The sequence below is a fragment of the Spirillospora sp. CA-294931 genome (assembly GCF_050946795.1).
GTDB lineage: Bacteria > Actinomycetota > Actinomycetes > Streptosporangiales > Streptosporangiaceae > Spirillospora.
In genome coordinates this window covers 7,902,953-7,921,597 of the sequence record NZ_CP192006.1, presented here as the reverse complement: position 1 = coordinate 7,921,597, position 18,645 = coordinate 7,902,953, and the positions used below count along the sequence as shown (strand labels likewise).

The 18,645-nt window shown below is 70.4% G+C and carries 14 protein-coding genes; 8 read left to right on the top strand and 6 right to left on the bottom strand.

The window, feature by feature from the left end; translation table 11 throughout:
- The first annotated feature begins 98 nt into the window (after positions 1-98).
- From ACQPY4_RS35750 to ACQPY4_RS35740, 3 genes are all read left to right on the top strand, one after another.
- Entirely contained in the window at positions 99-821 is a 723-nt protein-coding gene (locus ACQPY4_RS35750; RefSeq protein WP_433328723.1) for an HAD family hydrolase, read from the top strand.
- Positions 818-1,258: a cupin domain-containing protein gene (locus ACQPY4_RS35745; protein WP_433328721.1), complete on the top strand. Its 441-nt coding sequence runs from the start codon at positions 818-820 to the stop codon at positions 1,256-1,258. The genes ACQPY4_RS35750 and ACQPY4_RS35745 overlap by 4 nt, the downstream gene beginning before the upstream one ends.
- A 92-nt stretch (positions 1,259-1,350) precedes the next feature.
- Entirely contained in the window at positions 1,351-3,306 is a 1,956-nt protein-coding gene (locus ACQPY4_RS35740) for an acetoacetate--CoA ligase (protein WP_433328719.1), read from the top strand.
- 6 nt (positions 3,307-3,312) lie between these two features.
- Here the strand turns inward: ACQPY4_RS35740 and ACQPY4_RS35735 are convergent, their stop codons facing one another.
- Together ACQPY4_RS35735 and ACQPY4_RS35730 are read right to left on the bottom strand one after the other, a co-directional pair.
- A complete protein-coding gene (locus ACQPY4_RS35735; protein WP_433328717.1) occupies positions 3,313-3,900 on the bottom strand; it encodes a hypothetical protein in 588 nt (195 codons plus the stop codon).
- A 61-nt stretch (positions 3,901-3,961) separates the two neighbouring features.
- The gene (locus ACQPY4_RS35730; protein ID WP_433328715.1) at positions 3,962-4,873 is read right to left on the bottom strand and encodes an NlpC/P60 family protein; all 912 of its coding nucleotides are present in this window, start codon (positions 4,871-4,873) and stop codon (positions 3,962-3,964) included.
- 297 nt (positions 4,874-5,170) lie between these two features.
- Between ACQPY4_RS35730 and ACQPY4_RS35725 the strand changes: the two genes are divergently transcribed.
- Both ACQPY4_RS35725 and ACQPY4_RS35720 read left to right on the top strand, forming a co-directional pair.
- Complete coding sequence (locus ACQPY4_RS35725) at positions 5,171-6,628, top strand: serine/threonine-protein kinase (RefSeq protein ID WP_433328713.1); 1,458 nt, start codon at positions 5,171-5,173, stop codon at positions 6,626-6,628.
- Positions 6,629-6,762: 134 nt separating this feature from the next.
- Positions 6,763-11,610, top strand: a complete 4,848-nt coding sequence (locus ACQPY4_RS35720; RefSeq protein ID WP_433328711.1) for an NAD-glutamate dehydrogenase — start codon at positions 6,763-6,765, stop codon at positions 11,608-11,610.
- 46 nt (positions 11,611-11,656) lie between these two features.
- Here ACQPY4_RS35720 and ACQPY4_RS35715 read toward each other — a convergent pair whose 3' ends face one another.
- The 3 genes from ACQPY4_RS35715 to prfB form a co-directional block, all read right to left on the bottom strand.
- A complete protein-coding gene (locus ACQPY4_RS35715) occupies positions 11,657-12,565 on the bottom strand; it encodes a hypothetical protein (protein WP_433328709.1) in 909 nt (302 codons plus the stop codon).
- A gap of 283 nt (positions 12,566-12,848) precedes the next feature.
- Positions 12,849-13,811 (bottom strand): hypothetical protein, encoded by a 963-nt coding sequence (locus tag ACQPY4_RS35710; protein ID WP_433328707.1) that lies wholly within the window; start codon positions 13,809-13,811, stop codon positions 12,849-12,851.
- A 116-nt stretch (positions 13,812-13,927) separates the two neighbouring features.
- Entirely contained in the window at positions 13,928-15,037 is a 1,110-nt protein-coding gene (gene prfB / locus ACQPY4_RS35705; protein ID WP_433328705.1) for a peptide chain release factor 2, read from the bottom strand.
- Between the two features lie 155 nt (positions 15,038-15,192).
- On the opposite strand from prfB, the gene ACQPY4_RS35700 reads away from it, so the two are divergent.
- A complete protein-coding gene (locus ACQPY4_RS35700; RefSeq protein WP_433328703.1) occupies positions 15,193-16,302 on the top strand; it encodes a hypothetical protein in 1,110 nt (369 codons plus the stop codon).
- Between the two features lie 37 nt (positions 16,303-16,339).
- Here the strand turns inward: ACQPY4_RS35700 and ACQPY4_RS35695 are convergent, their stop codons facing one another.
- Entirely contained in the window at positions 16,340-16,522 is a 183-nt protein-coding gene (locus ACQPY4_RS35695; protein ID WP_433328701.1) for a hypothetical protein, read from the bottom strand.
- Between the two features lie 366 nt (positions 16,523-16,888).
- Between ACQPY4_RS35695 and ftsE the strand changes: the two genes are divergently transcribed.
- Entirely contained in the window at positions 16,889-17,578 is a 690-nt protein-coding gene (ftsE, locus tag ACQPY4_RS35690) for a cell division ATP-binding protein FtsE (RefSeq protein ID WP_433328699.1), read from the top strand.
- Between the two features lie 126 nt (positions 17,579-17,704).
- On the top strand, positions 17,705-18,610 hold the full coding sequence (gene ftsX, locus ACQPY4_RS35685) for a permease-like cell division protein FtsX (protein WP_433328697.1): 906 nt from the start codon (positions 17,705-17,707) through the stop codon (positions 18,608-18,610).
- The last annotated feature ends 35 nt before the right edge of the window (positions 18,611-18,645 follow it).

Sequence of the window (18,645 nt, the reverse complement as noted above, 5' to 3'; positions counted from 1 at the left end):
CTCACCCCGGCGCGCCTTGCGCGAAGGGCCCCGGCGACCGGACGATAAGCTCGCCGCGCCACCGAACGGTGGTCCACTCTGACGTGCATGGGAACGGGATGTCGACGCTGAACCGTCTGGTGCTGTGGAACATCGATCACACGCTGGTGGACGTCGGACGGGTCACCCGCGAGGCCTACGCCGAGGCGTTCCAGCGGACCATCGGCCGCCCGCTGGTGCGGCTCGCCCCCACCCCGGGACGGACCGAGTCGGAGATCATCTTCGAGACTCTGGCGTTCAACGACGTCGTCACCACCGACGACTCCCTGCACGGCTTCATGGACGCGCTGACCGAGTCGTTCGCCGCCCGCCGCGGCGACCTGCGCACGCACGGCCGCGTCCTGGCCGGGGCCCCCGAGGCCCTGGCGTCCCTCGCCCGCGTCCCCGGGACGCTCCAGTCGGTGCTGACCGGCTCGATCGAGCCCAACGCCGTCCTCAAGGTCATCGAGCTGGGCCTGGCCGAGCACCTCGACCTGGAGGTCGGCGGCTTCGAGAACGGCGTCTACAGCAAGGCCGCGCTGCTCGAACGGGCCCGGTCGCGCGCCGCCGAGAAGTACGTGCCCAAGCGGCTGGGCGAGGTTATCGCCGAGCCGCCGACCGTGCTGGTCGCCGACGCCGCCAACGACGTCCGCGCCGCGCACATCGCCGGTGTCCCGATCATCGCCGTCGCCTCCGGCAGCTCCACGGAGGCCGAGCTGCGCTCCGCGGGGGCCGAGGTGGTCCTGGCCACGCTCGCCGACACCCACGCCGTCGTCCGCGCCGTGACGGAGCTGACCGCGTGAGCCTCGTCCGGCCCGAAGAGGGCGAGCGCCTGCGCGCGGCGGCTGGGGAGTACATCGTCCGCCTCCCGGGTGAGCAGACCAAGGGCGCCTTGGCCATCGTCGAGTACCTGCTGCCAGGGGGCGCGCTCGGCGCCGCGCCGCACATCCACCACGGCCATGTCGAGACGTTCCAGGTCCTCGAAGGCGAGATCACCTTCGACTTCGGCGGCGGGGAAGAGACGTCCCTCGGGGCCGGCGGGACGCTCATGGTCCCGCGCGGCCAGGCCCACGGGTTCCGCAACGCCTCCGGCGACGCGGCCCGGTGCCTGTTCATCCTCACCCCAGCCGGGTACGAGAACTACTTCCGCGACATCCATCGAGCTCTGGAACGCGGGGAGACCCTGACCGCCGAGCGCCTGGCCGAGCTGCGCGCCGAGTACGACACGGTCTCCGCCTGACGTGGGAGATCGCGGCGATTTGCGCCGGACGCCGCGCCGGGCCGATGCTGTGAAGGCCGCGCGATGGAGCGCGGAGTGAGGGGAGAACGCCGATGTCCCACGACCACGAGAGCGCCGCTCTGTGGGAGCCGTCCGAGCAGGTGGTCGCCAACGCGCGGGTGACCCGCTACCTGCACTGGCTCTGGGACCGCGGCGTGCTCGCCGAGTCTTACCAGGAGCTCTGGAAATGGTCGGTCACCGAGGTCGACGCGTTCTGGTCCTCCATCTGGGACCACTTCCAGGTCGTCGGCCACCGCGGTGACGGGCCCGTCCGCACCGGGGGGCCGATGCCGGTCGACGGGCTGCGCTGGTTCCCCGAGGCCAGGCTCAACTACGCGGCCAACGCGCTGCGCCGCGCGGCGACCGACCCCGACGCCACCGCCGTGATCTTCCGCTCGGAGGCGGGCGGCCACCGCGTCCTCAGCAACCGCGAGCTGGCGCTGCACGTCGCCGAGATCCGCGCCGGCCTGGCCGAACTCGGCGTCGGCAAGGGCGACCGGGTCGTGGCCTACGTCCCCAACACGCCCGAGGCGCTGATCTGCTTCCTGGCGACCGCCTCGCTCGGCGCGATCTGGTCGTCGTGCTCCCCGGACTTCGGCTCGTCCTCGGTGATCGACCGGTTCGCCCAGATCGAGCCCAAGGTCCTCATCGCCGTCGACGGCTACGCTTACAACGACAAGCGGTTCGACCGCACGGACGAGGTCCGCGAGATCGAGGCCGCGCTCCCGACGCTCGCCGCGACCGTCCTGATCCCGTATCTCGACCCCGCCTCGGCCCCCGATGGCCTGCGCGTGGGCATGTCGTACGCCGACCTGCCCCGCCCCGGCCACGAACTGGCCTTCGAGGATGTCCCCTTCGACCACCCCCTCTGGGTGGTGTACTCCTCGGGCACGACGGGTCTGCCGAAGCCGATCGTCCACGGCCACGGCGGCGTCGTCCTCGAACACCTCAAGGCCCTCTCCTTCCACCATGACCTCGGCCCCGGGGACGTGTTCTTCTGGTACACGACCACCGGCTGGATGATGTGGAACTACCTCATCGGCGGCCTGATGGTCGGGGCCACCGTCGTGCTGTACGACGGCGTCCCCGGCGACCTGTGGAAGATGGCCGAGGAGAACGGCATCACCTACCTCGGCGTGGGCGCGCCCTACCTGATCAGCTCCCGCAAGCTGCGCCGCCGCCCCGGCGAGAAGTACGACCTGAGCCGCCTGCGCGGCATCGGTTCCACCGGGAGCCCGCTCCCGCCCGAGGGCTTCGAGTGGGTCTACGACGCCGTCGGCAAGGACCTCCTGCTCGGCAGCTTCTCCGGCGGCACCGACCTGTGCACCGGCTTCCTCGGCCCGTCCCCCCTGCTGCCGCTGCACGCGGGCGTCATCCAGTGCCGCGGCCTCGGGGCCAAGGTCGAGTCCTTCGGCGACGACGGCAAGCCGGTCACCGACGAGGTCGGCGAGCTGGTCATCACCGAGCCCATGCCCTCGATGCCGGTCGCGTTCTGGAACGACCCCGACGGCACCCGCTACCGCGAGTCCTACTTCGACATGTACCCGGGCGTCTGGCGCCACGGCGACTGGATCAAGATCCGGCCCGACGGCGGCTGCGTCATCTACGGCCGCTCCGACTCCACCCTCAACCGCGGCGGCGTCCGTATGGGCACCGCCGACTTCTACCGGGTCACCGAGGCGTTCGACGAGGTCGCCGACAGCCTGGTCATCGACACCGGACGCCTGGGCGACGAGGGCCGCCTGATCCTCTACGTCCAGCTCGCCGAGGGCGCCGAGCTCACCGACGACCTGGTGGCCGCCCTCAAGCGCGAGCTCCGCGGCGCCCTGTCGCCGCGCCACGTGCCGGACGAGATCCACGCCGTCCCGGGCATTCCCCGCACCCTGTCGGGCAAGAAACTGGAGATCCCCGTCCGCAAGATCCTCCTCGGCACCCCCATCGAGCAGGCCGCCAACCCCGACTCCATGGCCAATCCCGAGGTCCTCACCCACTTCACCCCCGAGAAGTAGGTCCGGCTACGTCGTCCGGTTCGCGTAGGCGAGGATGTCGGCCCTGCGGTAGAGGCGGCGCAGGCGGCCGCTCTCGAGGGTGTGGGTCTCGGCGGGGGCGGGCCAGCCCTTGGGCGGGCGGGTGGCGTAGACGGTGACGCTGGACGGGGCCAGACCGAGGAGGCGTCCGGCCTCGGCGAGGGTGATCAGGGCGTCCGGGTCGTCGGACGGCTCGCGGTGGCGTTCGTACCAGGCCGTCCACTCGGCCTCGTTCCAGTACATGGCCTTGCCGGAGCGGTGGGCGGGTTCGGGGTGCCCGTTGGTCTCGCGTTCGGACCACAGCTTCTTCAGCGTGTGGCGGCTCAGGCCGTGGCGGGACGCGAGGTCGTCGCGGGAGGCGAGGCCGGGACGCGGCTCGGGCGCCTGGCGGGCCTGGAACCAGGCGTCCCATTCGGCGGCGTCCCAGGCGAGCTGGGAGTCGAGCGTCCCGGCGGGCTCGGGGTGGCCGTTGGCCTCGCGTTCGCGGTACCACTTCTCCAGGGTGCTGCGGCCCAGGCCGTGGGCCTCCATGAGGTCGGCCCGGGTGTAGACGCGGCGGCCGTCGAGTGTGCTCACGTTCTCCAGTATCGCGGCCGGGTCCGGCACCGGGACGCCCCGGTGCCGGACCCGCGAGAACCTACGAAAGGCTCTTCGGAATGGCCGGCAGGGGCCGCCAGGCCGGACGGACGGCGCCCGCGAAGCGCGACTTGTAGTAGCCGCGCAGGCGTTCGACCGTCACGGTCCGTCCCGTACGGGGCGAGTGGATGAACCGGTTCTTGCCCACGTACATGCCGACGTGGCCTCGGCCGTTGAAGTAGACCAGGTCACCGGGACGCAGCTTGCCGAGCGAGACCCGGGTGCGGATCTTGCGGTACTGCGTGTGGGTCACGCGCGGGATGGTGACCCCGCCGCGCCGCCATGCCTGCTGGACCAGTCCCGAGCAGTCGAAGCCGTGGGGGCCGGTGCCGCCCCACACGTAGGGACGGCCGCGCTGCTTGTAGGCGAAGCTGACCGCGCTGTTGGCGCGGCGCTGCCACTGGGCCGTCATCTGCACGCGCTTGCGCCGCACCGAATGCTGCATCGAGGCCAGCAGCGCCGCGCGTCCGGCCCGGCTGTGCAGGCTCGGCTTGGCGGGCTTCCTGGTCGCGGCCGGCAGGCGGGCCTGCGATCCGGCCTGGACGCTCCCCTCCGCCTGCGGTCCGGCCTGGACGCTCCCCTCCGCCTGCGGTCCGGCCTGGGTGCTCCCCTCCGCCTGCGGGGCGGCCTGGGTGCTCCCCTCCGCCTGCGGGGCGGTCTGGGTGCTCCCCTCCGTTTGCGACCCGGTCTGGGCGCTCTCCTGGGCCTGCGTGCCGGTTCGGGCGTTCTCGTCCGCGGGTGAGCCGCTCTGGCTGTTCTCCGGCGGCTGCGGGACGGCCCGGGTGTTCTCCGGCTGTGCGGCCTCGGTGCTCGTGGTGTGCTCGACCGGACGGGGCTCGGCCTCGGCGATGCCGGGTGCCAGGGCCAGCGTGATGGTCGTCACGCCGCAAGCGGCCTTTAACGGTATGGACATGCCTGTCGCTCCTCCTTCGGAAGATCGTCAGGCTGCTGATTACCCGAGCGGATCGAATGATAGTCCTGTAATTCGTCGAAAAACCCTTGCTGGCCTGGGGAAATGCCGGTAGTCGCCCGGGATGCCGGTTACGTGCTCATGACCCGGCCCCTAGGCTTGATCGCCGCGAACCTGTACGGATCGGCAGCCCTTCGGGCAGATCACACCGTATGGTCGCAGGGGCGGGTGAACTTCCCCCCTGTTTGGGACGTCACACAATCAGAGGACCGGTCTGGGCACGTGCGGCCGGAGAAGATCATGAGAGGGGCGGTTTCGCCGATGGAGGTTGGGGCGCTGCGATCCGGTGATCCGGAGCGGCTGGGAACGTACGCCCTGATCGGCCGGGTGGGCGAGGGCGGCCAGGGAACCGTCTTCCTCGGCGAGGGCCCCGACGGCCGCCAGGTCGCGGTCAAGCTCCTGCACTCCGAGCTGACCTCCGACGACAAGGCCCGCGCCCGCTTCCTGCGGGAGCTGGAGACCGCCAAGGCCGTCGCCCCCTTCTGCACCGCCCAGGTGATCGACGCCGAGGCCGACGGCGACCGTCCGTACATCGTCAGCGAGTACGTCCCGGGCCCGTCGCTCAACCAGCTCGTCCTGCAGGACGGCCCGCTTTCGGGCGCGTCGCTGGAGCGCCTGGCGGTCGGCACCGCCACGGCCCTCGCGGCGATCCACCAGGCGAAGATCATCCACCGCGACTTCAAGCCGCACAACGTGCTGATCGGCTCCGACGGCCCCCGCGTCATCGACTTCGGCGTGGCCCGGGCCATCAGCGGCAACACCACGCTGACCAGCAAGGTCATCGGCACGCCGTCCTACATGGCGCCCGAGATGCTCCAGGGCGAAGAGGTCGGCACCGCCGCCGACGTGTTCTGCTGGGCGGCGACGCTGGTGTTCGCCGCGACGGGCAAGCCGCCCTTCGGGCAGGACACCATCCCCGCGGTCATCAACCGCGTCCTGCACTCCGAGCCCGAGCTGGGCTCCGCGCTCGACGGCGCCCTGCGCGACCTGGTCCTCAACTGCCTCGACAAGGACCCCTCGCGCCGTCCCAACGCCCGCCAGGTCCTGATGCGCCTGCTCGGGCACGAGGAGGCGGCGGCGCCCGCGGCGCCCGCGGCCGAGCCCTCGGCGAGCGACGAGACCGCGATCCTGGCGGCGGGCAGCGTCAAGGCCGCCGAGCTGGGCGCCGACGAGCCCTACGCCGACCGCACCTTCGTGGACGGCGGCGGGACGCCTCCGCTGCCCGTCCCGATTCCCGACGTCGTCCCCGGCGACTGGGGGGCGCAGGACACCATCGCGCCGCACCGCCCGGCCCGGCGGGGCGGCTCGGTCAAGACCGCCCTCATCGCCGTGGCGGCCGCCCTGGCCGTCGCGGGCGTCATCACCGGCGCGGCCCTGGCGTTCGGCGACGGCGACAAGGGCAAGCGCGGTGAGACGGTCAGCGACCGGAACCCGCCGTCGACGTCGATCAGCGTCGAGCCCTCGGAGCCGTCGCCGACCGAGAGCGACACCGACGACCCCGAGCCGTCGGACGAGCCGGAGCCGACCCCCACGCCGACTCCCACCACGACCACGCCGAGCCCGGATCCCACCACGCCGAGCCCGGACCCGACCACCCCGAGCCCCGATCCCACCACCCCGAGCCCGGACCCGACGACCCCGAGCCCGGATCCCACCACCACCAAGCCCACCGAACCGGCGACCTCGGCAGCCGGATGACCGGTAAAAAGGCATAGGCACGGTCACGTCGGCATGGCGACCCCGCAGGTCGGCTTTGCGGCGATTCCTGGCTACGCTGGCGCAGTGAGCGGCGCCACAACGAGGTGGCGAAGGGTCTCAAGGGGAGTGTTTTGATGAGCGGCAAGCTCGATCAGGCGAAGGACGACCTGCTCAGGCGGTCGGCGGAGATATACGTTCAGCGGCCGGGGTCGCGCACCGGCGACCTGGAGGAGGCGATGGCCTACCTCCGCCTCTACTACCGGCAGGTCGCCCCGGAAGACCTCCTCTCCCGCGACCCGTCCGACGTCTTCGGTCCCGCGATGGCGCACCGGCTGCTGGGCGAGGAGCGTCCCCAGGGCCGCGCCAAGGTGCGGGTCTTCACGCCCACCCTGGAGGAGAACGGCTGGGACCCGGGCCACACCGTCGTCCAGGTCGTCACCGACGACATGCCGTTCCTGGTCGACTCGGTGACGATGGAGCTCAACCGCCACCAGCTGTCGGCCCATCTGATCGTCCACCCCCTGCTCGGCGTCGACCGCGACGTGGCCGGTCATCTCAAGGCCTTCCGCGGCAAGCTCGACAGCGACACCGACACCGACGAGTCGTGGATCCACATCGAGGTCGACCGCACCAGCGACCGGGGCCGCCTCGAACAGGTCGAGCGCGACCTGCAGCGCGTCCTGCAGGACGTCCGCGTCGCGGTCGAGGACGAGCCCAAGATGCGCGCCCGCGCCGGCGAGATCGCCCTGGAGATCCAGAAGAGCGCGCCGCCGCTGCCCGACAAGGAGCTCGCCGAGGGCGTCGAGCTGCTCGACTGGCTGTCGGACGGGCGCCACTTCACCTTCCTCGGCTACCGCGACTACACCCTGACCGACGACGGCACCGCGCTGCGTCCCGAGCCGGGCACCGGCCTGGGCATCCTGCGCACCGACAAGAGCGAGTCGGGCAGCTTCGCCGCGCTGCCGCCCGAGGTCCGCGAGAAGGCCACCGAGAAGGACCTGCTCGTCCTGACCAAGGCGAACTCGCGCGCCACCGTCCACCGGCCGCTGTACCTCGACTACATCGGCGTGAAGAAGTTCGACGCCGACGGGAACGTGACAGGCGAGCGCCGCTTCCTCGGGCTGTTCACCCACGTGGCCTACAGCGAGTCGATCTCGCACATCCCCGTCCTCAAGCGCAAGCTGGACGAGGTCCTGGAGCGCGCGGGCTTCACCGCCGACAGCTACGACGGCCAGGACCTCATCGAGATCCTGGAGGGCTACCCGCGCGACGAGCTGTTCCAGATCTCCACCGACGACCTGCTGCCGCTCGCGCTCGGGGTGCTGCGCCTGCGCGAGCGCCGCCAGCTCAAGCTGTTCCTGCGCAAGGACATGTACGGCCGCTACATGTCGTGCATGGTCTACCTGCCGCGCGACCGCTACACCACCCGCATCCGGCTGCGCATCCAGGAGATCCTGCGCGTCGCGTTCGAGGGCGTCAGCGTCGACTACAGCGCCAACGTGACCGAGTCGACGCTGGCCCGCCTGCACGTGGTCGTCCGGGGTGAGCGCGGCCGCCCCCTGCCGGACGTCGACGTCGAGGAGCTGGAGGCCCGGCTGGCCGCGGCGACCCGGTCCTGGTCGGACGACCTGACCGACGCGATCGTCGAGCAGTGCGGCGAGGAGAGCGCCGGGACGCTCTCGCGCCGGTACGGCGACGCCTTCCCCGAGGGCTACAAGGCCGACTTCCCCGCGCGCACCGCCGTGGCCGACCTGCGCCGCCTGGACGTCCTCACCGAGGACGACGACACCTCGATCAACCTCTACGAGCCCTACAGCGCCGAGCCGGGCGAGCGCCGGCTCAAGATCTACCGGCTGGGCGAGCCGATCTCGCTGTCGCGGGTGCTGCCGCTGCTGCAGAACATGGGCGTCGAGGTCATCGACGAGCGCCCCTACGAGATCAACACCAGCGATCCCGCGCGCCGCGCCTGGATCTACGACCTGGGCCTGCGCTACCAGCCGCCCGAGGGCGTGCACGAGGAGGAGATCAAGGGTCTCTTCCAGGAGGCGTTCGACGCGCTGTGGCGCGGCGACATCGAGAACGACGGCTTCAACGCCCTGGTGCTGCACGTCGGCCTCGACTGGCGGCAGGCCATGATCATGCGGGCCTACGCCCTGTACCTGCGCCAGACCGGCACCTCGTTCTCCAAGCGCTACGTCGAGCAGGTCCTGCTGAGCAACGCGCAGATCACCCGGCTGCTGATCCGCCTGTGGGAGAGCCGGCTCGACCCCGCGCTGGCGGGCGGCGAGAGCGAGCGCAGCGACGGCATCGCCGAGGAGCTGGCCGGCAAGCTCGACGAGGTCGCCAGCCTGGACGAGGACCGCATCCTCCGCGCCTACCTGGCGATGATCACCGCGACCCTGCGGACCAACCACTACCAGCACAAGCGGTACCTGTCGCTGAAGTTCGACCCCGAGCGCATCCCCGACCTGCCACTGCCCCGGCCCAAGTTCGAGATCTTCGTGTACTCGCCGCGGGTCGAGGGCGTCCACCTGCGCTTCGGCTCGGTCGCGCGCGGCGGGCTGCGCTGGTCCGACCGGCGCGAGGACTTCCGCACCGAGATCCTCGGCCTGGTCAAGGCGCAGGCGGTCAAGAACACCGTGATCGTCCCGGCCGGGGCCAAGGGCGGGTTCGTCGGCAAGCAGCTGCCCGACCCGGCGGTCGACCGCGAGGCGTTCATGAACGCCGGCATCGCCTGCTACAAGGACTTCATCTCCGGCCTCCTCGACGTCACCGACAACCTGGTCGACGGCAAGGTCGTCCCGCCGCCGAACGTCGTCCGCCACGACGGCGACGACACCTACCTGGTGGTCGCGGCCGACAAGGGCACGGCGACGTTCTCCGACATCGCCAACGGCGTGGCCGCGTCCTACGGGTTCTGGCTCGGCGACGCCTTCGCGTCCGGCGGCTCGGTCGGCTACGACCACAAGGCGATGGGCATCACCGCGCGCGGCGCCTGGGAGTCGGTGAAGTACCACTTCCGCTCGCTGGGCAAGGACATCCAGAACGAGGACTTCACGGTCGTCGGCATCGGCGACATGAGCGGCGACGTCTTCGGCAACGGGATGCTGCTGTCCGAGCACATCAAGCTGGTCGCGGCCTTCGACCACCGCCACGTGTTCATCGACCCCGACCCGGACCCGGCGACCTCGTTCGCCGAGCGCGCCCGGATGTTCGCGCTGCCGCGCAGCTCGTGGGCCGACTACGACACCAAGCTGATCTCCAAGGGCGGCGGCGTCTTCCCGCGCACCGCCAAGTCGATCAAGCTCACCCCGGAGATCCGGCGGGCCCTCGGCATCGAGGACGGCGTCGCGGCGATGACCCCGTTCGAGCTGATCAGGGCCGCCATCCTGGCCCCGGTCGACCTGCTGTGGAACGGCGGCATCGGCACCTACGTCAAGGGTGCGCTGGAGAACAACGCCGAGGTCGGCGACAAGGCCAACGACCCGGTCCGGGTGGACGGCGCCGAGCTGCGCTGCAAGGTGATCGGCGAGGGCGGCAACCTCGGCGTCACCCAGCTCGGCCGCATCGAGTTCGCCCGCGACGGCGGCCTGGTCAACACCGACTTCATCGACAACTCCGCCGGGGTCGACACCTCCGACCACGAGGTCAACATCAAGATCCTGCTCGACCAGGTCGTCCGGGACGGCGAGCTGACCGGCAAGCAGCGCGACACGCTGCTGTACGAGATGACCGACGAGGTCGCCGCGCTGGTGCTGCCCGACAACTACGCCCAGAACGTGGTGCTGGCCGCGTCCCGGACGCAGGCGCCGGACATGCTCCACGTCCACGCCCGCTACCTGCGCAAGCTGGAGCGCGACGGCAAGATCAAGCGGCGTCTCGAGGCCCTGCCCGACGACAAGGCGCTGGCCGAGCGCCGCCAGGGCGGCCTCGGGCTGACCAGCCCCGAGTTCTCGGTGCTGCTGGCCTACGCCAAGCTCACGCTCGACCACGAGCTGGTCGCCTCCGACCTGCCCGACGACCCCTACCTGGAGTCGTGGCTGGTCGACTACTTCCCGACCCCGCTGCGCGAGCGGTTCCGCCCGTACATGGACCGCCACCCGCTGCGCCGGGAGATCATCACCACCACCGTGGTGAACGACGTGATCAACAACAGCGGGATCACGTTCATGTTCCGGCTGAACGAGGAGACCGGGGCCTCGTCCTCGGACATGGCCCGCGCCTACCTGGTCGCGCGCGAGGTCTTCGACATGCCGAGGTTCTGGCGGCTGGTCGAGAGCCTCTCGCACCAGGTCGAGGAGGCGACCCAGCTCGCGATGCTGCTGGAGGCGCGCAAGCTCACCGAGCGCGGCGCCCGCTGGCTGCTGCACAACCGGCGGCCCCCGTTCGACATCCGCGAGACGATCGACTTCTTCGCCGAGGGCGCGCTCACGCTGGGCACCCGCCTTCCCAAGCTGCTGACCGGGCTCGACCTGGCCGCCTTCGAGCAGCGCCGGGACGGCTTCGCCGAGCGCGGCGTGCCCGACGAGCTGGCCGAGCAGTGCGCCATGCTCGTCACGGCCTACTCCACCTTCGACATCGTCGCCATCGCGCACGACACCGGACGTCCGGTGGAGGAGGTCGCCGAGGTCTACTTCGACCTGGCCGACCGGCTCCAGCTGTCCCGGCTGCGCGAGCGCATCATCGCGCTGCCGCGCGACGACCGGTGGCGCTCGATGGCCCGCTCCGCGCTCCGCGACGACCTGTACGCGGCGCACGCGGCCCTCACCCGCGACGTGCTGATCACCAGCATGCCGGGGGCCAGGCCCGAGGAGCGCCTGGCCATCTGGGTCGACAAGAACCAGACCGCGGTCTCCCGCGCCCAGCAGACCCTGAGCGAGATCTGGGAGAGCGACAGCTTCGACCTGGCCACGCTCTCGGTCGCCCTGGGGTCGATCCGCACCCTGGTCACCGCCAGCGCCCTGCCGTCCACCGAAGCCTGACCGGCCGTTCCCCCGCCCCCGCGGTTCGCTGCGGGGGCGGTGCCGTTCACCGGGCCGTGGTGAGCGAGACCGATTCGCCCAGGACGCGGCCCCTGCCGGTCAGCGGGGCGTAGCCGATGACCAGCCACTGCCAGGTGGCCTCCAGCGCCTTGCCGGGGCTGCCGCCGTTCTTGGTCAGGTAGTTGCCCAGCTCGGCGGGCAGCGTCCGGACCGTGCCGCCGGTCATCGAGTGGCGAGCGACCAGGCCGTACAGGACGAGGGAGCCGCCGTCCTTGGTCCGCAGCGCGAACGGCTTGCCGGGGCCGGGCTGGTAGCGGGAGCGTTCGGCCTTCCAGTCGCCGAACCCGGGGGTGCGGGCCCTGACCGTGTACGCGTCGGGGGTCAGGCCCGAGGCGTCCCCGCTGGTGAGATAGGCGGCGTGGGCCTCGGGAAGCCCCCGGGGCTCGGCGGGGATCACATAGCCCTGGGGGTCGAAGTCGAGCTCGGGCGGCTTGCCCTTGAACGTGAGCCAGTGCGCCGCGCGCCACTCGTCCTTGGCACCGGCCCGGACGAAGACCCCGAGGACCTGCTGGCGGCCGCCGCCGTCCGAGCGTTCGAGCGCCGCGGTCGCGAACCACTGCGGGAAGCCGCTCTGGCGCGGCACGTACATCACGGGGTTGAGCAGCGAGATCTTCGCGTTGGCCGACCGCTTCCCGTAGGTGCGCAACCGAGCCTCGACCGGCGCCTCCAGCCCGCCGGTGACGGTCGCGCGCCACAGCTTCTCCTCGCCCGTGGTGATCGCCCGGTTGTACCGCGCCGTCCACTCCCGCAGAACCTTGAACGACTCGTCGGCCGTAACGGCGGGCTTCACACCCGACTCGCCGTCCTGGGCGGACGTCCGGCTGCTCTTGCCGTCCGCGCAGCCGGAGACCGCCACGAGCACGCCGACCACGACCATGGCGTGAAGACGGCGCATTGACCTACCTCGGCGGCTCGGGACCTTGCCCGCGCCAGTCTAGGGCTGCCCAACCACGCGCAAACCCCGGCCCCGCGCGCGATTGCGTTAATGAGCGGGGAAGCGAGCCGAAGGCGAAGCTTCTCCGGCGAGATCGCGGAGCGATGCAGCAATCGCAAAATCACGGTCACCGGAGCGAGCCGCCAGGCGAGCGCAGGTGGGCCGAGATTTAGCCCACCGGGTGCCGGTGCGGTCCCGCCGCAGCGGTCAGAAGGGGCGGGACCGCCCCGGCACCCGGCGGGGATCAGGAGCCGTCCGCCGCGACGGCCTTGCGGTACATGCCGGTCACGGTGGCCCGTCCCTTGGGCGGCACTGCGGCAAGGTACTGGATCAACACGGTGCTCTCAAGGCGCGTCTTGGCGGACCTGGCCGGCGCGAGGCCGGTCAGATCTCCGGTCACCGCCAGCCTGCCCCGTTTCGGCGTGGTGTACGCCTCGTGCTGCCGCAGGACGTACCAGACCAGAGCCCCTTTGTCCTTGGTGCGCAGCGCGTAGATCGGGGCGGGCGCGGCACTGAAGCGGGACGCGAGCGTGACGCCGATCTTCTTCAGCTGGCCCTGGGCGGTGCGCAGCGCGTCGTACGCCTGGCCCGTCTTGGGCCCGGCGGCCATCGCCGAGGCACCGGGGGCGGACGGACCGCCGCTCATCAGCGCGGCGTGCGCGATCGCAATCCGGTCGGGGGCGACCGCCAGGCCCTCGGCCGAGGGCGGGACGGCGGTCGCGTAGCCCTCGCCGTCCAGCGCGACCTTCGAGAGCGAGGCGTCGGCGGGGAACGGGGCGGCGCCGAGCAGCCACGGCGCCCCCGGCCCGGCCTGGGTGAACAGCAGCGCGTGCCTCAGCAGCTCCTTGCCCGAGCCGCTGAACGCGTCGACGGCGAACCAGCGCGGATAGGACTTGGTGCGCGGGATGTAGTAGACGGGCTTGTCGAACCGGGGCGCGCGGGGCTTCTGCCGTGCGACGCGGTGCAGCTTGTAGGACGCGGTGTCCATGGTGAGCTGCGGGCCGGTCTCGACGGCCTTGAGGCTCCTGATGTCGAGCCGTTCGCCGGCGCGGGCCGCCGCGGCCGAGTACGAGGCCAGCACCTGGGCGGCCTGGGCCTTGGTGAGCGCCGGAGGTTCCTTGGACCCCGCGGACGACGGGCTTCCGGCGCAGGCCGCGGCGAGCAGCGTCGGCGGCATGAGCAGGCAGACGGCGGTGCGAACCGGCATGAAGGGCCCCCGGGGGTGACTGTGGTGCAATCCGCCCGACAGTCTCGCAGAGTGAGCGCCCGACTACGCCCCGAATGCGAAATGACCCTTTCGTCCCCCAGGGCCGGGGAAGCGGTCTAGCTCGCTTCCTGCTGGCGCATCCAGCGGATCTCGGCCTCGATGAACTCGTCGATGTCGCCGTCGAGCACGCCGCTGGGGTTGCCCGCCTCGACGCCGGTGCGCAGGTCCTTGACGATCTGGTACGGGTGCAGCACGTAGTTGCGGATCTGGGTGCCCCAGCTGCTGGTGCCCTCACCGCGCAGCGCCGACATCTTGTCGGCCTCCTCCTGCCGCTTGCGCTCCAGCAGCTTGGCCTGCAGGACGTTCATCGCCGTGGCCTTGTTCTGCAGCTGGCTGCGCTCGTTCTGGCAGGACACCACGATGCCCGAGGGGATGTGCGTGATGCGCACGGCCGAGTCGGTGGTGTTGACGCCCTGGCCGCCGGGGCCGGACGAGCGGTAGACGTCGATCCGCAGCTCGCTGTCGTCGATGTCGACGTGGTCGCTCTGCTCCACGACCGGGACCACGTCGAGGCCCGCGAACGAGGTCTGGCGGCGTCCCTGGTTGTCGAACGGCGAGATGCGCACCAGCCGGTGCGTGCCGTGCTCGCCGCGCAGCGTCCCGTAGGCGTAGGGGGCCTTCACGGTGAAGGTGGTCGACTTGATGCCCGCCTCTTCGGCGTAGGAGGTCTCGTAGACCTCCGTCGGGTAGCCGTGGCGCTCGGCCCAGCGCAGGTACATGCGCTGCAACTGCTCGGCCCAGTCGGCCGCGTCGACCCCGCCCGCCTGGGCGTTGATGGTGACCAGGGCCTCGCGCGCGTCGTACTCGCCCGACATCAGCGTGCGCACTTCCAGCTGCTGGACGGCCTTGTGCAGCGTGCCCAGCTCGTCGTCGGCCTCGGTGCGGGTGTCGGCGTCGTCCATCTCCTCGGCCATCTCGTACAGCGTGGCCACGTCGGCCAGCCGCTGGCGCAGGCCCTCGACCCGGCCGAGCTCGGCTTCGAGGTAGGACAGGCGGCGCGTCACCGACTGGGCCCGCTCCTGGTCGCTCCACAGGTCGGGGTCGGCCGACTCCTCCCGCAGCGCGGCGATGTCGCGCCGCATGCCGTCGAGGTCCAGCACCTGCTCGATGCCGGAGAGAGTCGTGCCGAGCTCCTTGAGCTGATCTACGGGATCGATGCCTGCCACAGTGATGAGCTTATCGCCGTCCCGGCACTGCCCGAGCGTCCGCCCAATACCCTTCTGATGGCACAATCACGGAAGCCGATTGGCCGGTCGGTACGGGTATCGGCCGAGACGGCCGGGAAAACACACGCGATTTCGGAGAGGGCCGGGGGACTCTGGTGGGTTCGAGCGGTGCGAGGAGCGGGGCGCGGCGGCTCTCCCTGAGGGCCAGGGCCGGGCTCCTTCTCGTCCTCGCGGTCACGGCCGCCGGATGCGCGGAGGGCCAGCCCGAGGCCAAGCCCACCACCGTCATCCCGACCGCGACGCCGACGCCCGAGCCGCTCACGCTCCAGACCGCCGAGCGCGAGTTCCGCTCCTACGTCACCAACGACGACGTCGCCCGCGCGGCCGGGGACGAACGGCTCGCCCTCACCTGGGTCGCTGACGGGCAGTTCCCCCTGACCGCGGCCGAGTTCCGCAAGGCGTCCTTCGACGGCGACCCGGTGCGCCGCTACGAATACGGCGCCCCCAAGCTCTGGGTGCCCAAGCTCAGCAAGGAGATCTACCCGCAGTGGTTCGTGGCGTCCGTGCCCCGAACCGTCCAGGGAGACCCCAAGAGCACCCGCACCGCCCTGATGGCGTTCATCCTGCGCTCCCCGGGTGACCGCTGGAAGCTGAGCATGAGCACCGTCCTCGCCCCCAAGGTCAAGCAGCCCAAGGTCCTGCTGGACGCCGAGGGCTACGCCACCGCGCTCGGCACCACCGACGCCTCGGTGCTGATCCGTCCCCGCGAGGTGCCCGGAATCCAGGCGACGATCGCGTCCGAGGGCCCCGGCAGCGTCGCCGCCAAGGTCATGAAGGCCGGAGCCGTCACCACCGGCTACAACCTCCAGCTGCGCAAGAACAAGCGCCGCGCCAAGGAGAAGGACCAGACGCACCAGACCGTCTTCATGGCCACGTCCCACCCGATCTTCCCGCTGCGCACCGAGCACGAGGGCGGCCTCGTCCTCTACTCGCTGCTGCGCAACAGCGTCCTCAGCGTGAACGCCGAGGCCAAGGCCAAGGGCTACAAGCCGCCCATCCCGCCCGAGGCCGCCCACCTGCTGGACGGCACCGTCAAGGGCACCGACATCAACATGTCCGAAACCCTCCAGTTCGCCGCCCTCGACCCCCCGCGGCTGAAGAACAAGGACAAGGAAACCGACCCCGCCGACCTGCCCAAGGCCGAAGTGATCGCCCACGACGGGGCCCTCACCAAAGCCAGCACCCCACCCCCCAAAAACCCCTAACCCCACTACCTCGCCAGTGGGACGGGTGGGGGAGGGGTTAGTAGAGGCGTTGGAGGAGGAGGGCCAGGGCGAAGAGGACGACGAGGCCGGCCAGAACCAGGGCCGGGGGGATCGGCGGGCCGTGGCGGTGCATGTGGTCGCGGGCGTTCCGGCAGGTCGGGCAGCGTCCCTCGACCACCGGACCCGAGCATCGAGCGCAGATCAGATGTTCGCAGCTCATCTTCGCGGGCCCCCATCTCGTGGCTTCGCTCTGATCGGACACGGGCTGACCTATTAGACATCTTTCGCCTTCATCCAGCGTAGCCGGACTGTAGGGTCGTTCCCGCAAGTCCGGGAGCGTGAAGGCATGAACCGGCCGCCGACAGGGCGGCAGACAAAGGAAAGCCGGGCAGCGAGGAGACGCCGACATGGATCAGCCCCAGTTCGTGCGGGCCGATGCATTCGACCGTGCCCTCTATAGTGCTCGGAGGTTCGACGATCCGCCGGATCGTCGGGCACAGCGGCGGCGACCTGCGACCCGGCCCCAGACGGGCTCACCGGCCACCCCGCTCCCCAGCCCTCTAGACTGAACCGCCGTGATGCAGCCGTGATCCACTTCGACAACGTCACCAAGGCCTACAAGACCCAGAACCGGCCCGCCCTGCAGCATGTGAACGTCGCCATCGAGAAGGGCGAGTTCCTTTTCCTGGTGGGCCCCTCCGGTTCGGGCAAGTCGACCTTTCTGCGACTCATCCTCAAGGAAGAGCGTCCTAGCCAGGGTCACGTCCACGTGGCGGGCAAGGACCTCAGCAGGCTGACCAACTGGAAGGTGCCGCACCTGCGCCGCCGCATCGGCTGTGTCTTCCAGGACTTCCGCCTGCTCCCCAACAAGAACGTCTTCGAGAACGTCGCCTTCGCCCTCGAGGTGATCGGCAAGCCGCGGCGTTTCATCCACAAGGTGGTGCCCGAGGTCATCGACCTGGTCGGCCTCGAGGGCAAGGCCCACCGGATGCCCGACGAGCTGTCCGGCGGTGAACAGCAGCGCGTCGCCATCGCGCGGGCGTTCGTCAACCGTCCCATGATCCTGCTCGCCGACGAGCCGACCGGGAACATCGACCCGGCCACCTCGATCGGCATCATGAAGGTGCTCGACCGGATCAACCGGACCGGCACCACCGTCGTCATGGCCACTCACGACGCCGCGATCGTCGACGCCTTCCGCAAGCGCGTCGTCGAGCTGGAGGACGGCCGGGTCGTCCGCGACCAGTCGCGCGGCGTGTACGGCCAGGCCTACTGAGCGGACACCCTCCGCCCGCATCTGAACCACCGGCCCGCGGTGAGGCGTATGGCATTGCGACCATGACATAGCCTGCACCGACCTACGCTCCCAACCGGGGCCAAAGGCGATCAAGGACAGCGAGGCATGCGCGCACAGTTCGTTATGCAGGAGATCTGGATCGGTCTCCGCCGGAACCTGACGATGACGATCTCACTGGTCATCACCGTCGCCATCGCCATGGCGCTTTTCGGCACCGGTCTTCTCATCAAGGCGCAGGTCGACTCCTCCAAGTCGTTCTGGTACGACAAGATCGAGGTCTCGATCTTCCTGTGCGCCAAGGCCAGCTCCAACCCCCACTGCAACAAGACCGACATCTCGCAGGCCGACCGCCAGCAATTGAAGGCCGAGCTGGAGAAGCTGCCCGAAGTCGCCGAGGTCAAGTACGAGAACAAGACCGAGGCGTGGAACCGCTTCAAGAACCGGTTCTCCAACTCCCCGGGGTTCGTGCAGGCGACCCGCGAGGGCGACATTCCCGACTCGTTCCGCGTCCGGCTCAAGGATCCGCAGCAGTATCTGAAGGTCGAACAGGCCGCCAAGGGCCGCGCGGGCGTCGATCAGGTGATCAACGAGCGCGAGATCCTGAAGAAGTTCTTCAACATTCTCGGCGGGCTGCAATGGGCGGCTTTGCTGATCGCGTTGATCCAGGTCATCGCCGCCGTGCTGCTGGTGGGGAACACGGTCAGACTCTCGGCGTTCAACCGGCGAAGAGAGACCGGCATCATGCGCCTGGTGGGCGCGTCCAACACCTATATCCAGCTGCCCTTCATCCTGGAGGGCGCGATCGCCGGGCTGATCGGCGGGTTCTTCGCCGCGATCCTGCTGGTGATCAGCAAGGTGATGCTGGTGGACGAGCTGGCCGGCGACCTCCAGCTGGCGACCCAGCTCGGCTGGGGCAAGGTGATCCTGATCACCCTGGCCTCGGTCTGCTTCGGCGTCCTGCTGTGCGCCGTGGCGTCCTTCCTCACCCTGCGCAGATATCTGAAGATCTAGCCGGGACAGGGCGTCCCGCCGGGGCGGGACTTACA

Coding starts and splice junctions, on each gene's coding strand:
- ACQPY4_RS35750 (WP_433328723.1), top strand. CDS start 99: ATGTCGACGCTGAACCGTCTGGTGCTGTGGAACATCGATCACACGCTG.
- ACQPY4_RS35740 (WP_433328719.1), top strand. CDS start 1,351: ATGTCCCACGACCACGAGAGCGCCGCTCTGTGGGAGCCGTCCGAGCAG.
- ACQPY4_RS35730 (WP_433328715.1), bottom strand. CDS start 4,873: ATGTCCATACCGTTAAAGGCCGCTTGCGGCGTGACGACCATCACGCTG.
- ACQPY4_RS35725 (WP_433328713.1), top strand. CDS start 5,171: ATGAGAGGGGCGGTTTCGCCGATGGAGGTTGGGGCGCTGCGATCCGGT.
- ACQPY4_RS35720 (WP_433328711.1), top strand. CDS start 6,763: ATGAGCGGCAAGCTCGATCAGGCGAAGGACGACCTGCTCAGGCGGTCG.
- ACQPY4_RS35715 (WP_433328709.1), bottom strand. CDS start 12,565: ATGCGCCGTCTTCACGCCATGGTCGTGGTCGGCGTGCTCGTGGCGGTC.
- ACQPY4_RS35710 (WP_433328707.1), bottom strand. CDS start 13,811: ATGCCGGTTCGCACCGCCGTCTGCCTGCTCATGCCGCCGACGCTGCTC.
- ACQPY4_RS35695 (WP_433328701.1), bottom strand. CDS start 16,522: ATGAGCTGCGAACATCTGATCTGCGCTCGATGCTCGGGTCCGGTGGTC.
- ftsX (WP_433328697.1), top strand. CDS start 17,705: ATGCGCGCACAGTTCGTTATGCAGGAGATCTGGATCGGTCTCCGCCGG.